The sequence below is a fragment of the Williamsia muralis NBRC 105860 genome (genome assembly GCF_001598915.1).
GTDB lineage: Bacteria > Actinomycetota > Actinomycetes > Mycobacteriales > Mycobacteriaceae > Williamsia > Williamsia muralis.
The window spans coordinates 363514-377979 of sequence record NZ_BDAP01000001.1; the positions used below are offsets into that span (position 1 = coordinate 363514).

The 14466-nt window shown below is 64.5% G+C and carries 16 protein-coding genes; 7 read left to right on the top strand and 9 right to left on the bottom strand.

What is annotated here, in order from left to right; translation table 11 throughout:
• Window positions 1-60: 60 nt before the first annotated feature.
• Together WIMU1_RS01740 and WIMU1_RS01745 are read left to right on the top strand one after the other, a co-directional pair.
• On the top strand, window positions 61-1110 hold the full coding sequence (locus WIMU1_RS01740) for a TIGR03617 family F420-dependent LLM class oxidoreductase (protein ID WP_062794884.1): 1050 nt from the start codon (window positions 61-63) through the stop codon (window positions 1108-1110).
• A 128-nt stretch (window positions 1111-1238) separates the two neighbouring features.
• A complete protein-coding gene (locus WIMU1_RS01745) occupies window positions 1239-2216 on the top strand; it encodes an NAD(P)H-dependent flavin oxidoreductase (RefSeq protein WP_062795695.1) in 978 nt (325 codons plus the stop codon).
• Between the two features lie 97 nt (window positions 2217-2313).
• On the opposite strand, the gene WIMU1_RS01750 is transcribed toward WIMU1_RS01745, so the two are convergent.
• The gene (locus WIMU1_RS01750) at window positions 2314-3486 is read right to left on the bottom strand and encodes an amidohydrolase family protein (protein WP_062794885.1); all 1173 of its coding nucleotides are present in this window, start codon (window positions 3484-3486) and stop codon (window positions 2314-2316) included.
• 292 nt (window positions 3487-3778) lie between these two features.
• On the opposite strand from WIMU1_RS01750, the gene WIMU1_RS01755 reads away from it, so the two are divergent.
• The 3 genes from WIMU1_RS01755 (at window position 3779) to WIMU1_RS01765 (ending at window position 5457) form a co-directional block, all read left to right on the top strand.
• Complete coding sequence (locus tag WIMU1_RS01755; RefSeq protein WP_120803051.1) at window positions 3779-4060, top strand: acyl-CoA synthase; 282 nt, start codon at window positions 3779-3781, stop codon at window positions 4058-4060.
• Window positions 4061-4486 carry an acyl-CoA thioesterase family protein gene (locus WIMU1_RS01760; protein ID WP_062794886.1) on the top strand — a complete coding sequence of 142 codons (426 nt, stop codon included), beginning with the start codon at window positions 4061-4063 and terminating at the stop codon, window positions 4484-4486.
• A gap of 122 nt (window positions 4487-4608) precedes the next feature.
• Window positions 4609-5457: an alpha/beta fold hydrolase gene (locus WIMU1_RS01765; RefSeq protein WP_084247940.1), complete on the top strand. Its 849-nt coding sequence runs from the start codon at window positions 4609-4611 to the stop codon at window positions 5455-5457.
• Window positions 5458-5496: 39 nt separating this feature from the next.
• On the opposite strand, the gene WIMU1_RS01770 is transcribed toward WIMU1_RS01765, so the two are convergent.
• The 6 genes from WIMU1_RS01770 to WIMU1_RS01795 form a co-directional block, all read right to left on the bottom strand.
• Entirely contained in the window at window positions 5497-6966 is a 1470-nt protein-coding gene (locus WIMU1_RS01770) for an AMP-binding protein (RefSeq protein WP_062794888.1), read from the bottom strand.
• Window positions 6963-7478 carry an acyl-CoA dehydrogenase family protein gene (locus WIMU1_RS01775; protein WP_062794889.1) on the bottom strand — a complete coding sequence of 172 codons (516 nt, stop codon included), beginning with the start codon at window positions 7476-7478 and terminating at the stop codon, window positions 6963-6965. The genes WIMU1_RS01770 and WIMU1_RS01775 overlap by 4 nt, the downstream gene beginning before the upstream one ends.
• Complete coding sequence (locus WIMU1_RS01780) at window positions 7430-8047, bottom strand: acyl-CoA dehydrogenase family protein (protein WP_245969287.1); 618 nt, start codon at window positions 8045-8047, stop codon at window positions 7430-7432. Before WIMU1_RS01780 ends, WIMU1_RS01775 begins: the two co-directional genes overlap by 49 nt.
• A gap of 81 nt (window positions 8048-8128) precedes the next feature.
• A complete protein-coding gene (locus WIMU1_RS01785; protein WP_062794891.1) occupies window positions 8129-8566 on the bottom strand; it encodes a Zn-ribbon domain-containing OB-fold protein in 438 nt (145 codons plus the stop codon).
• A complete protein-coding gene (locus WIMU1_RS01790; protein ID WP_062794892.1) occupies window positions 8563-9708 on the bottom strand; it encodes a thiolase C-terminal domain-containing protein in 1146 nt (381 codons plus the stop codon). The genes WIMU1_RS01785 and WIMU1_RS01790 overlap by 4 nt, the downstream gene beginning before the upstream one ends.
• Window positions 9709-9745: 37 nt before the next feature.
• Complete coding sequence (locus tag WIMU1_RS01795) at window positions 9746-10915, bottom strand: thiolase family protein (RefSeq protein ID WP_062794893.1); 1170 nt, start codon at window positions 10913-10915, stop codon at window positions 9746-9748.
• A 183-nt stretch (window positions 10916-11098) separates the two neighbouring features.
• On the opposite strand from WIMU1_RS01795, the gene WIMU1_RS01800 reads away from it, so the two are divergent.
• A complete protein-coding gene (locus WIMU1_RS01800; protein ID WP_158599293.1) occupies window positions 11099-11968 on the top strand; it encodes an acyl-CoA thioesterase in 870 nt (289 codons plus the stop codon).
• A gap of 87 nt (window positions 11969-12055) precedes the next feature.
• On the opposite strand, the gene WIMU1_RS26835 is transcribed toward WIMU1_RS01800, so the two are convergent.
• Both WIMU1_RS26835 and WIMU1_RS01805 read right to left on the bottom strand, forming a co-directional pair.
• Entirely contained in the window at window positions 12056-12409 is a 354-nt protein-coding gene (locus WIMU1_RS26835) for a class I adenylate-forming enzyme family protein (protein ID WP_307714018.1), read from the bottom strand.
• Window positions 12410-12430: 21 nt separating this feature from the next.
• Window positions 12431-13612: an AMP-binding protein gene (locus WIMU1_RS01805; protein ID WP_307714020.1), complete on the bottom strand. Its 1182-nt coding sequence runs from the start codon at window positions 13610-13612 to the stop codon at window positions 12431-12433.
• A gap of 217 nt (window positions 13613-13829) precedes the next feature.
• On the opposite strand from WIMU1_RS01805, the gene WIMU1_RS01810 reads away from it, so the two are divergent.
• Entirely contained in the window at window positions 13830-14465 is a 636-nt protein-coding gene (locus WIMU1_RS01810; protein ID WP_062794895.1) for an isochorismatase family protein, read from the top strand.
• Window position 14466 lies beyond the last annotated feature (1 nt).

The following is a 14466-nucleotide window of genomic DNA, read 5'->3' on the forward strand; positions in this document are numbered from 1 at the left end:
TCTGGGAAGAGGCGGAATAGAGTTAATTCCGCCGACGTTATTGCCCGATTAGGGAGTGTCATGACAACAGAGATGAAAACCTCGGCAGCGCTTGACGTGGCGATCGACCCGGGGATGGGCAGGGTCGGCGAGATCGCGGCCGATGTGGAGCGAAGCGGCTTCGGCGGAATGTTCCTCGGGGAAACGTGCCACGACCCCCTGCTGTTGCTGGCGGCCGCATCCCAGACGACATCGACCTTGCGTCTGGGTACCAGCATCTATGTGGCGTTCGCCCGTAGTCCCATGGTGACGGCGATCGCCGCGAACGACGTCCAGGCCCTGTCGGCAGGCCGATTGACGCTGGGTCTGGGAAGTCAGGTCAAGCCGCACATCACCCGCAGGTTCTCGATGCCGTGGTCGCGGCCGGCAGCACGGATGCGCGAGTATGTGCTCGCCCTGCGGGCGATCTGGGCGAGCTGGGAGAACTCTGCCCCGCTGCGATTCGAGGGTGAGTTCTACACACACAGCTTGATGACCCCGATGTTCGATCCAGGGCCCAATCCATACGGGAATCCGCCGGTGATCGTCGCCGGGGTCGGTGAGCACATGACCCGGGTGGCCGGGGAGGTGGCCGATGGCCTGCTGGTGCATTCCTTTGTCACCAAACGCTATCTCCAGGAGGTTCTGTTGCCCAATGTCGAAGGTGCACTCGCGGCGGCCGGTCGCTCCCGGGCACAGTTCGAGGTGATCGTCTCTCCCATGTTCGCCACCGGTTCTACCGACGAGGAGGTTGCCGAGGCGCGGGAGTTCGTCCGCGGTCAGATTGCCTTCTACGGTTCGACGCCGGCGTATCGCGGTGTCCTCGATGTGCACGGCTGGGCCGGTTTGCACGAGGATCTGTACCGCCTGTCCAAGCAGGGAGATTGGGCGCAGATGCCGTTGATGGTGTCCGACGAGGTGGTCGACGAATTCGCCGTGTCGGCTCCGGTTGAGCGTGCGGCAGCCGAGGTCGACCGGCGTTGGGGTCCGGTGGCCGACCGGATCTCGGTGACGGCAGCCACCGACGCTGCGCTGTCGGCCTGGCGGGACGCACCGAAGTTCTACGGTGGTCGGTCCCAATCAGATAAATGATTATGCGGTAATCTGCTTGCAACGTGCGCGGTGTGCGGCACCTCTTGCCGCCTGAAACGAGACCGCATCAGAGTTCGAATTCTTTGATGCAGAGCGTGAGCGCAATCGGCAGAGAGGTTTTCGTATTGATGTTCAAGACCGACTTCACCGAGGCGTTCGGCATCGAACACCCCATCGTCTGTGGTGGTATGACGGGACTGGGCACCGCCGAGCTCATCTCGGCGGTCGCGGAGGCAGGGGCCCTGGGATTTCTCACCGCCCTGACCCAGCCGTCTCCCGAAGCGCTTGCGAAAGAGATCGCTCGCACCCAGACGATGACGGACAAGCCCTTTGGCGTCAACCTGACGATTCTGCCGACCATCGAACCGGTTCCGTACGACGAATACCGGGCAGCGATCATCGAGTCCGGTATCAAGATCGTCGAGACCGCCGGCAGTAGCCCGGCACCACATCTGCCAGACTTCAAGGCATCGGGTGTCAAAGTGATCCACAAGGCGGTCGCTGTTCGGCATGCGGTCAAAGCCCAATCCCTCGGGGTCGACGCGATCAGCATCGACGGATTCGAATGCGCTGGACATCCGGGGGAGGACGACATCGGCGGTCTGGTGCTCATCCCGGCCGCCGCAGCGCAGTTGACCATCCCGATCATCGCCAGTGGTGGTATCGCCACCGGTGCAGGGCTCGTCGCGGCGCTGGCGCTGGGAGCCCATGCGGTCAACATGGGCACCCGGTTCATGGCCACTGCCGAGGCGCCGATCCATGAGAATGTGAAGAATCAGATCGTCGCGAACTCCGAACGCGACACCATTGTGGTGTTCCGGGAATTCCACAACTCTGCCCGTGTGGCGCGCAACGCGGTGTCAGAAGAGATCGCGGAGATCGCCACGCGGCCCGGCGCGACATTCAAGGACGTCGCCCACCTCGCCTCGGGTGTTCGCGGTCGTGAGCGCGTGCTCGGCGCCGGTGACACCGGAGACGGCATGTGGTGGGCCAGTCAGGCACAGGGACTGATCAACGAGATCGACACGTGCGCCAACGTCGTCGACTCGATCATGACGTCGGCTCGCGCCGTCGTCGCCGACCGGCTACCAGGAATGCTGGCCTAGCACCGCCAGGACGCCGGGCCCCGTCGGATGGTCCCCGGATCGACGAGAACGGCGATCCGCACACTGTGCGGATCGCCGTTCTCGATGCCGAGTGTCGTCAGACGCGCGGGAAGTTGAGCATCCGGCGAGCGTTGGTCTCGGTGATCATCTCGACCTCGTTGTCAGGAACGTTGGCGAGTACCTCGGCCGCGCGCTTGCGGCTGTTCGGCCAGTTCGAGTCCGAGTGCGGGTAGTCGATCTCCAGCATGATGCGGTCGATCCCCGCCTTGTGGCGGTTCTCGACACCGAACTCATCGTCGATGAAGCAGCCCCAGAAGTGCTTGAAGTAGAGATCTGAGGGACGGCTGTCGAAATCGATCGGCTGGTAGTAGCGGTGACGCTCCCAGACGAAGTCGGCCCGTTCGAGGATGTACGGGATCCACCCGATGCCACCCTCGGCCAGCGAGAATTGCAGTTTCGGATGCCGTTGCAGCACACCGGAGAACATGAGATCCACCAACGACCACATCAGGTTCGTGGAGAACACGGTGATCGCCACCGCGAAGGGTGCGTCGGGCAGTACTACCTGACCGGGTATCGCTTTTGTTCCCGAGAACGAGAAGCCGGGAACATACGATCCGGAGCCGAAGTGCAGGGACAGCACCTGACCGGTCTCCTCGCAGGCGTCCCACACCGGTTCCCAATAGGTCTTGTCGTGGAACGACGGCAATCCCAGCGGAACAGGAGCGTCCGGGAAGCTGATGGTGCGTGAACCCATGGCGGCGGTTCGGCGGATCTCCGCGGCGGACAGTTCCGGATCCCACATCGGAATCAGCGACATCGGGATGAATCGGCTGGGCGCGGTGGCGCACCACTCGTCGATGTAGAAGTCGTTCCAGGCCTTGACATTCAGGAGCGCAAGATCTTTGTCCTTGGCACGCTGGAAGACGCCGCCGCCGAAGCCGGGAAGAGACGGGAAGCACAGCGCCGCTTCCACACCGTCGACGTCCATGTCCTTCACCCGGGCCTTGGGGTCATAGCAACCGGGAATCATGTCTTCGTAACGGACCGGATCGATGCCCCACTCCTCCGGGGGCTTGCCGGCCACGGCGTTGAGACCTACCGTCGGGAAGATGTCACCGTCGTAGTGCCACACGTGCTTATTGTTCTGCTCGATGATCCGTGGGCCACGCTCTTTGAGCTTTTCTGGAAGGCGATCCTGCCACACCATGGGGTGCTCGATGAGGTGGTCGTCGACCGAGACGATCTGGTGATAGTCCTGCAGTGGCATTGTTGCGTCTCCTTTGACGAGGATCGTTGGCTGCTCGTCCTAAGCGGAAGTATCTAACTGATTGGCCTATTTCGGCCGCCATTCCAGTGAACCAGATCACGTCACCAGATGCGAGGCATTGGCGCACCTTTTTTGGCTATCTTGTTTGGCTTCGGTCGGGCCGCCGGTCAGGGGTCCAGTTCAGCGCTGGGTCGGCGACGGCGATGGTCCTCGATAAGCGCATTTATTAACCTGATTGCGACTGACCGAGTACGATTCTGGTCAGATACCGTTCGAGACGATGGAGGTCGCGATGGCGGAGAACGTTGGTAACGCCCCAGAGCGTGACGACAAGGACGATCACGATCTGCTCACCTACAGTGAGGCGGCCGTCCGGTTGCACGAGGAGATCGAGTCCCTCAAACAGCGGGTGCGTGACCTCGGTGCCGCCGGAGAGTCGGAAGCGCTGACGAAGGCCCAGGAACGACTGGCCGCCCTGGAAGGCGCTCGCGATCGCAACAGCCGGCAGCCCATCAACGACGAGAACTTCGAAAAGTTCTTCGGCTACAAGGGCGTTGCGAGACGGAACGTCTGAGTGCGGCGGTCCGCGGCACTGGTCAAGGTCTACACCGCTCCACTCGCTCACCGTCCTGAGCGTGACGGCACCATCCCCGGCAGCGCACACGTGCCCTTCTACCTTGCGATGGAGTACTCCGCGGCCGCGTGGCGTTCGCTGCTCGTCGAGACGTGCGGCGATCTGCTCACCGCCGGCGACCTCGGTGTTGTGGACGTGTCCGCGCAGTTCTCTCGCGAGATGTTCGTCGGCGAGGCGTCGGCCGAGGTGAGCCTGGTCCGACTCGGTTCCAGCAGTCTGGGGTTTCGGGTCGCCATCTTCCAGGACGGCGCGGCATGTGCGGTGATCACCAACGTTCTCGTGCGACTTGCCCCCGGCCGCACCAGTTCACTACCTCTGACGCCCGCCCAACGTGCCGCACTGAGCCGAGTTCTGATAGAGCAGTGAGGTAGGGCCACGCGTTGCGCGCGACGTGGCGGGAAACGTCAACGACAAGACCAGGAGATCCGTTGGGTACAGAAAAAGCCACTGGAAACAAGCGTGTTGATCTGCCTGGCGCCGGACTCACGATGGCTGCCGATCGCTGGTCCGACGCCACCGGTCCAGACAAGGGAGTGGTCGTGCTGTTGCACGGCGGCGGACAGACCCGGCATTCGTGGCGTGCGACGGGTGAGCGGTTGGGAGGGCTCGGTTGGATCGCCTACGCCGTCGACCTTCGTGGCCACGGCGACAGCGAGTGGGCCGAGCAGGGCGAATATGGTCTCACCGCTCACCTCGGTGATGTGCTGGCCCTCGTCGGCGAGATCCGTCGCCGCGAACCCGGACTGCCGATTGCGCTTGTGGGTGCATCCCTCGGTGGGGTGGTGTCGCTGATCGCCACCGGGGAGAACCCGGGTATTGCGCAGGCACTGGTGCTTGTCGATGTTGTGGTGAAAGTCGAGGAGACCGGGAGCGCCCGGGTGCGCGATTTCATGATGAGTGCGCCGGACGGATTTGAGAGTCTCGAAGACGCGTCGGCCGCGATCGCGTCGTACAACCCGCATCGGCGGCGGAGCGGCAGCCTCGAGGGCTTGAAGAAGAACCTGCGTCTTCGCGGCGGCCGATGGCACTGGCACTGGGATCCTCGCAGCATGGACATCGACTACACGCAGACCAATCCCGAGCTCCCCAATAGCGCTGTGTCGTATGAGCGGTCCAAGAGTGCCGCGCGCGACATCACGTGCCCGGTGCTGCTCGTCCGGGGCAAGATGTCCGACGTCGTGTCGGACGAAGGTGTGGCCGAGATGCGCGAACTCGTTCCGCAGACGCGTGTGGTGGATATCCGAGACGCCGGCCACATGGTGGCGGGTGACGACAACGATGTATTCACCGACGGACTGGTCGAGTTCCTCGACACCTCGATCTCCATATCTCGCTGACAACCGCGGGACGGGCACACCAAGTCGGTGGAAAAAGCGTCAGACCAGGGGGCGCCGAGCCAGCTCTTCGACCTCGCCGAGACGGCGTCGCTGTACCTTGCCGACTCCCGGATCGCGCGGAAGCGCGTCCGTCTGGATCATCCACGCCGGTCGCATGAACCTCGGCAGGTCGTCGAGAAGCCCGGACACCGCGGAGGGATCGGGACTGCCGACGATGTAGACGGCAAGCTCTGCGGTGTCCTCGGTGGTCCACGCCGAAGCTTCCTCCACGCCTTCGAGTTTCGCGAAGACGCTGTCGAGATACGACAGGGGTACGTACTCGCCCCTCATCCGGACCGATTCGCCCATCCGCTCGATGAACACCAGTTCATCGCCTTCGGCCCGGCCACGATCACCGGTGCGGATCCATCCGTGGTCGGCGGGAGTCGGGTTCACCACCCCATCCCGCAGATAGCCGCTCAGGAACACCCCGGGACGCTGCGCGCGGAGCTCGATCTCACCGTCGGTGCCGAGGCGCCACTCGACGCCGGGCCGGGCTCTGCCCGCCAGCGCGGTCATGCCCTCCGGAATGCTCACCCGTTCTCCGTGTCGCCACAACCTAGTGTGGGTCAATCCACCGAACTCGGTGGAACCATAGCCCGCGACCCCGAGTGAAATACGGAAACGACTCAGGAATTCCTCGTTGGCGAAGAATGCGGCGCGCACCGTGTGTGTGCCGGTGGGCCCCGGAGTCTTGAGCAGGATCTGAACCGGGGGTCCGTGCAAGATCAGGACGGTCGCATGGTATTCGGCGACCGTCGCCCAGAACCGGGATGCCGAGAAGCGCGGTGAGGTGGCAAAGTCCGACAGCCCACACACAGCGCCCATCAGTCCGTATCCGAGTGGGTTGATTTGGAACAGCGGCAACGGCGCGTACACGACGTCGGCGGGCGACAGGCAGAAGGTTTCCGCCACATACTGGCCGAGCTCGAGCAGATAGCGGTGCGATTGTGCGCACAGTTTGGGCTTTCCCGACGTACCCGAGGTGTACATCAGCGTGGCGATGTCGAGCGGGTCGCGGTCGGTTCCCCAGTCGCCTCGCCGATCACCGGCCCGCAGCACCCCGTCAACGGATACGGCGCCGGACAGCACGGCCGAATAGTCGATCTGGTGACCGTCGCCTGCCGCGACCGACCCGGACTCAGAGGCGACTGCAGCGGCATGCACCTCGCCGATGGGGTCGGCCATCAAATCGGCCGGATACTCGGGGTTCATCATGATCGCCTGCAGTCCGGCGATCTGTGCCGCGAACCAGAACACCGTGTACTCGAGGGAATTGGTGCCGACGAGGACGAGGGTGGATCCAGGACGCAGGCCGAGGTCGGACAGTGCTGCCGAGACCCGCTGTGCCGCATCGATCGCCACGCCGAGGGTGGTGGACGATTCGCCCACGTCGATCCTGAGATCAGGACGTTCGCCGGCGGCCCGCAGCAGGCGCTCGGCGAGATTCAGAGCGGTCGCCGAACTCACCGGAGCCCGCCGAGGTCGTCGGAGCGCAAGATCTGCTTCGCGATGAAGTTGCGCAACACTTCCCGTGACCCACCGGCGGTCCGGAGAACTTTGATGTCGGCGAGCGTGCGCCAGTACGGCTGGTCGTTGTAGAGGCCGTGTCCGCCGACGAGACCGAACATCACCTTGCCGGTGAGTTCGGCGGCATCGATGGCCGCGGACTTCGCGAGCGAGGTGGCAAACGACGGGTCCGCACCGGACGCGATCATCGTCGCAGCTTCGTCCCGAAACCGGATGGCAGCCGAAATCGCCTGGTAGCAGTCTGTCAACTCCCACTGCAGGCGCTGGAAGTCGGTGACCACGTTCTTTCCGACCTCACGTGCGCCCGCGTAGTCGACCGCCTCGATGAATCCTCGGCGTGCCAATCCGATGAGTTCGCTGGCATTTCCGAGCCGGCTGGTGTTGAAGGTGCTCAGGAAGGTCTTCAGGCCCTGGCCGGGCGAGCCGAGGACCGCTGACGACGGGACTCGCACGTCGTCGAAGTCGACTCGGCGGTGGGGATCAGCCGAAGACCGATCGGATCGGTGGCTCGGGTTGTCACGCCGGGTGTGTCCATCGGCACCAGGAATGCGGTGAGACCTTCGTCGGCGACCGCGTACACCACGGTGAGACTGCTCTCCGCGCCCAGGTTGACGTACGTCTTGCGCCCGTTGATCACCCACACATCACCGTCGCGTACCGCGGTCGAGGTGACCGATCGTAGCGCCGAGCCGACCCCGGGTTCTGAGATCGATTCACTGAAGACGATGTCGCCCTTGGCCAATCCCGGCAGCAGTTCGGCCTTCTGCTCATCGGTACCCCAATCGAGCAGCCACAGTTCGCCCTGGATGGCCGTCTGCGGTGAGACGATGCCGAGTCGACCCACCTCCTCGGCGACAACGCAGTACTCCCAGATGCCACCTCCGCTGCCCCCGAACTCCGGCGGCGTCACCGAGCCCACCCAGCCGCGACGGCCCATCTCCCGGTAGAGATCAAGGGGGAACTCGCCCCGGCGTTCAGCGTCGTCGAATGTGCGACGGTGCTCGGCGGCAAACCGCCAGATCCTTGCGCAGTGCGGCGGTCTCGCTACTGTTCGCGGAGGTGATCTCGCCTGACTGTGTACCGGATGCCATGTGGTGGCCCTTCACTCTTCGATGAGTCGGAACTGGGGGAGTGTCACTCCGTCGAGTGTGTCGTCGAAATGGACTTCGACACGTGCACCGACCGCGACGTCGGCCGGTGCGCAATCGGTGACATTGGTGATGACAAACAATCTCGGCTGTTCGTCGAGCTCGATCATCGCCACCACATGCGGAGGCCGGTCCCGGTATCCGGCAACCCTGCTGCCATGCACGGTGATTCGGCTGTAGATCGTTCCCTTGCCCGACATGTCACGCCAATCGAGCGCATCGCCGCGGTGGCACCCGGGGCAGCGGGCGACCGGAGCGTGGATGAATCGTTCACAAAGGCCGCACCTCTGGATGGCGAGGGCGCCGCGGGAGGCCGACTCCCAGTAAGGGCGGGTGACGTCATCGACAATCGGTTTCATCCGGCCGGACCCCGCCTGCGTGGTGCCGGTCATGCCGCCGAACCGAGGATGAGGGCGCTGCCACGGGTGGAGCTGTATCCCGACACCAAGGCGAGCCGGGCATCGTGCACCTGGCGATCGCCTGCCGCGCCCCGTAACTGCGTCACCGCTTCGGCGACGTTGTTGAGTCCGTGGATATATCCCTCGGACAGCAGGCCGCCATTCGGGTTGATCGGCAATGCGCCGCCCGCCGCGATCTCTCCCGAGCCGGCGTATTCGCCTCCGAGACCCTTGTCGCAGAACCCGAAGTCCTCGATCTGACACAGGACCGAATAGGTGAACGCGTCGTATAGGCACGCCACGTCGATGTCGGCCGGACCCACCCCGGCCCGTTCGAACAACTGGTCACGCAGCCAGACCGGGAACATGGCCGTCACGTCCGGATATTTTTCGTAGGGAACCACCGAATGCGGCCCGGCTCCGTATGCCCAGGAACGGATCTCGACTACCGGCCGCCGCTCCGAACCTGTTGGCAAGGCGACGACGATCGCGACGGCGCCGTCGGTCTCGAGGCAGCAGTCGAGCAGGTGCAGGGGCTCGGCGATCGGGCGGCAACCGAGGTAGTCGTCCATCGTCATCGGACGCCCGTTCATCACGGCATTCGGATTGTGTTGCGCGTTCTCGCGCAGCGTCACCGCAATGGCCCCGAGGTGCTCGCGGGTGGTTCCGTACTCCGCCATGTGCCGGGCGGTGGCCATGGCGGCGACCTCCACCGGTGCCGCGTAGCCGTACGGAGCCATGAACTGCCGGTATCCGGCCGCAGATCCAGTGCCGTAGTCGCCCATCCGCACTCCGGACGCGCCGTTCATGGCGCGGTAGATCAGGACGTGTGAGGCGCGCCCGTCGGCCACCACGTCCGCTGCTGTGCCGATGAGCGCACACAACTCGGATCCGCCGCCGACCACCGCCTGTGACCAGGTCAATGGTCCGGTGCCCAGGTCGGATGCCACTTCGGAAGGCGCTGCGGTGTCGTTGTCGTGGTAGGTCGCGACCGCATCGACGTCGTCCACCGTGATACCGGCATCGGCGATGGCGGCCAGTGCCGCCTCGGTGGCCAATTGCAGAACCGTTCGACCGGATCTGCGCGAGAACGCGGTCCGGCCGACACCTGCGATGACCGGGATGCCGCTGGTCAAGTTCCCGTTTCGGCAGCCTGCGCCGAGATGGCGTCCACTAGAGGCGCTCGAAGATGGTGGCGTTGGCGGTACCGCCGCCCTCGCACATCGACTGCAGGCCGTACCTGCCGCCCGTGCGCTGCAGGTAAGCCAGCAATGTCGTGGTCAGGCGAGTGCCCGACGCCCCGAGTGGGTGGCCGAGTGCGACCGCGCCGCCCGCCGGATTGAGCTTGGCGTCGGCGGCCCCGGTTTCGATCTGCCAGGCCAGCGGTACCGGTGCGAACGCCTCGTTGATCTCGAACGCGTCGATGTCGTCGATGGTGAGCCCGGATCGTTTGAGAGCCAACGCTGTTGCCGGAATGGGCCCGGTCAGCATCTTGACCGGATCGTCCCCGGTGACCACTGCGGTGTGCACCCGTGCGATGGGCGTGAGTCCGAGTGATGCGGCCTTCTCCGAGGTCATGACCAGGACGGCCGACGCGCCGTCGGAGATCTGCGACGCGTTGCCGGCGCTGATCACGCCACCGTCGAGGAACGGGGTCTTGAGCGTTCCGAGTTTCTCGACGGTTGATCCCGGCCGGATGCCCTCGTCACGGCTGATCACGTCCTCGCCCACCGTGATCGGGACGATTTCCGCATCGAAGTCGCCGTTCTTCTGCGCTGCCGCCGCTCGCTCGTGAGAACGCACGGCGTACTCATCAACCTGTTGACGGGACAGTTTCCACTCGCGGGCGATCTGCTCGGCGCCGGCGCCTTGGTTGAAGGAACCGAAGAATCCGGGACCGGTGAGTTCCTCGGCGTACCGATCGACGGCCGGCCCACCGGACCTGCCGGCACCTTCGACCGCGGTGGCGCCCATCGGAATCGCAGACATCATCTCCACACCGCCGGCGACGATGACGTCGGCCTGGCCCGAGATGACCGTTGCGGCCGCGGTAGAGATCGCCTGCTGCGACGATCCGCACTGGCGATCGATCGTGAATCCGGGAACGTGTTCGGGCCAGCCTGCCGCCAGAACGGCCATTCGCCCGACATTGCCGGACTGCTGCCCCACGCTGAGCACATTGCCCCAGTGCACATCTTCCACCAGATCGGCCGATATCCCGGCCCGCTCGATCAGCGCGTTCAGTATCTGTGCCGACAACGCCACGGCGTGGACACTCGCCAGGCCGCCGTTGCGCTTGCCGATGGGGGTTCGTGCGGTTTCGACGATGACGGCATCACGCATGCTCGTTCCAATCTTCCGGTGAGTATCTTGCTCTCGAGGTTATACCGCTAACTAAATTAGCGGTATAGCTTTGGGAAAGGCAACGGATGGTTCGTCCGTGCCGGTCAACCCATGGTCGTGTTCGGTGGCAGTATTCTCCAGTCACCGAACACGCTCAGCAACAACGAGTACTGGAGTCGACGGATGGCAGAGCAGTACCCAGGTGACGCCTCGGACTCGCCCGTGAGCACGGCTCGCGGAACGGAGAACCTGGCGCTGTTGATCACACTGCTCGAGCTCGAGCCGCTCGACGTCGACCGGTTCCGCGCGGTCAACGACCTGGCTCTGACCCCGGATCGACTGTTCGGCGGTCTGATCGCGGCGCAGGCGCTGCACGCCGCGCAGCGCACCGTCCCAGCGGGATTCGGCGTGCACTCCCTGCACACCGCTTTCCTGCGGACGGGCCCCGCCGATGTTCCGCTCACCCTGGTCGTGCACCGGTCCCGCGATGGCCGCTCCTTTGCCTCTCGGACGGTCACGGTCATCCAATCCGACCAGGTGATCTGCACGCTGACAGCGTCATTCCACGTCCAGGAACCGAGCGCGGTTCACGAGGCGCTGATGCCCATCGTCCCCGGGCCCGATGCCGACGGCTGGTCCGAGCCGCTCGACGCGGACTGGGGTCCTCAGCTGGCATTCGAGCACCGGGGACGGGTGGAGAAGGTCGACGGTGCCGTTGTCCGGCGGTACTGGACCCGTCCGGTCGGGGCGGTCCCCGATGATCCCGCGTTGCGCGCGTGCCTGTTGACCGTGTTGACGGACTTCTGGGCCATGTTGCCTGCCGTAGAATCGATCGGGCTCGACCCGACCGGCCCGACCCAGCACATCTCCCTCGACCACTCGATCTGGTTTCACCGGTCCGTCCCGCTCGACGAATGGCTCCTGGTCGAGCAGAGGTCGGTTGCCACGGTCAATTCGCGTGGGCTGGTCTTCGGTTCAGTGTTCACCGCCGACGGTGCGACGATCGCCAGTGTGGCGCAGGAAGCGCTGATTCGTGGACCCCGCGAAGCGTGACTCGGCTGGCTGCTCGCAACTGATCCAAGGCAGAACATTTGCAAATAGCGAAGATTCGCGTTCACCGGAGGGCTCCGCGAGGCGGAACTACTCCCGAATCGAGTAGGTGGCCCGCAACGCCTTCTTGTCGATCTTCCCGTTGCTCAAGGTGGGTAGGTCGGGAACAAAATACATCTTGCGGGGGCACTTGTAGCCGGCCAGCCGGGTCTTGACGAAAGTTCGGATCTCGGTCTCGTCGACGTGTGAGTCCGCAGCCGGCACGATCACCGCGGTCACTGCTTCTCCCCAACGCGGATCAGGTGTCCCGATCACGGCGCACTTCTCGATCCCCGGATGCGTGGCGAGCGCGTTCTCGACCTCCAGTGAATAGATGTTCTCCCCGCCGGAGATCACGACGTCCTTCTTGCGATCGACCAGGAACAGGAGACCGTCGTCGACCACGCCGATGTCGCCGGTATGGCACTAGCCGTCGCGCAGGACTTCGGCTGTTCGGACACTGTCGTTCCAGTAGCCGCGGAACATTGCCTCGCAACGGACCGCGATCTCGCCGGGCTGCCCCGGGGCCGCATCGTCGCCGCTGTCGGTCACGATGCGCACCCGGGTACCCGGGAACGGATAGCCCACCGAGCGCAGCCGACGCGCGTCCGCGTGCGTATCGGCGGCCCGGTGCAGCTCTGGTGGTAGCCCTGAGGTGATGACCTCGGTCTGTCCGTACAGGTTCACGAAGTTGACGTTCGGCATGGTCTCGAGGGCGGCGGCAAGCGCGGTGCTGGTGATCGGTGCAGCCGAATAGACCACCGTGCGAACAGTCTTCAACGTCGCGGCATCGTGTCGCGCAGCGGCGACGACCTCGGCCAGCATGGTCGGCGCCAGGTGCAGAACGGTGATCTGTTCGTCGGCAGCGGTGGCCAGGACATGTGCCGGATCGAAAGCTTCATGAAGGACGGCACTGCCACCGCGTGCGTGGATGCCCAGCGCCATCGCCATTGCTCCGACATGGAACATCGGCATACACAACAGGATCTTGTCCGTCGATCCCGATCGCATCTCACCGTTCATGGTGAGGGCGAGGCGGTGCATCTCGTGCTGCCCGAGTATGCAGCCCTTCGGCTTTCCCGTGGTGCCACTTGTGTAGATGAGGCACGCGATGTCGTCGGGACGCGCCTCGTAGGGTGGTTCTTCGGCGAGTTCGGCCAAAAGTGTGTCGAGGTTCAGCACCTCAGAGGTCGCCGGACGATCCGGCGCACCCATCCGGACGAACAGCTCCACCTCCGGGAGTTCCTGTCGGACGTCGGCGATCATGTCCTCGTATTCGGCACCGTAGAACAGGACCCGAGGCGCGGCGTCCGCCACGATGTTCACGATCTCGGGAGCGGCCAGCCGGAAATTGATGGTGGCCACCACGATTCCGCTCAACTGTCCTGCGGCCAGCACTCGCGCAAAATCAAGGGTGTTGCGATCGAGAACCGCGATGCGATCCTGTCGCCGGATTCCGCGGGCCCTGAGCGCAGTGGCGATGGTCGCCGCATCGATACGAAGCCTGCCATGGGTGAGCACCGAGCCTGCCGATACGTACGCAGGCTGGTCCGGGAACCGAATTGCGTTGTCGGAGAGGGTCTGTCCGAGTGTCGAATCGGGTGACATGGTGTTCTTTCGTCAGTCCGCGACTTCAGACGCAGAAGCGATGCCGGTGTGAGACATCTGTGGAATGCCCGGACCGGCGCGGTTGCGGGATGTTGACGAAACTGTCAAAAACCCATAGCTTAAGTTAGCGTCGGCACCGCCTGCAGTCAATGACGCGTGGAGTCATTGGCGCCGGCGAGTCGAAACAGGCGTCGGCACCGAGTGTGAGGACACAACCATGGGATCGCGTACCGAGTGGGATCTGGCCGGAACCGCGGTGGTCGCCATCGAGTGTCAGAACGGCACACTCGGGGACGACGTGGCCATACCCGCGTTGCGTGACGCCGCGGGAGATCTTGTCGATCGCATCGACGAGGTGCTGCAGGCCGCGCGCGCCCACGGCGTCAGAGTGGTGCATGCAATCTACGAAGGAGCGCTCGGCGCAGCCAATCTCGGTACCGAGCCCCTCTGGCGGCATATCGGTCCGGCGTCGGCGAATTGGACTCCGGGCAGTCTTCCGACCCAGGTGCTGCCCCGCCTGCTCGACCCGGCCGACGTCGTATCGCCGCGCCACCACGGCCTGTCGCCGGTCCAGGGCACCGAGCTGCTCCCTCTGCTCAAGAATTTCGGTATTCACACGGTGGTGCTCGTGGGTGTATCGGTGAACGTTGCCGTCCTGGTCACTGCGGCCGCCGCGGCCGGTGAGGGTTTCCATGTCGTGGTGGCGCGTGATGCGGTACGTGGCGTCCCGCCCGAGTATGGCGAGATGGTCCTGGAGAACTCGATCCGCCAGGTCGCCCGGATTGCCCGGTCCACTGATCTGGCTTCGCAGTGGCAGGCTGCTGCAGCCAACGCACAGGTCGCGGCACGCTGAG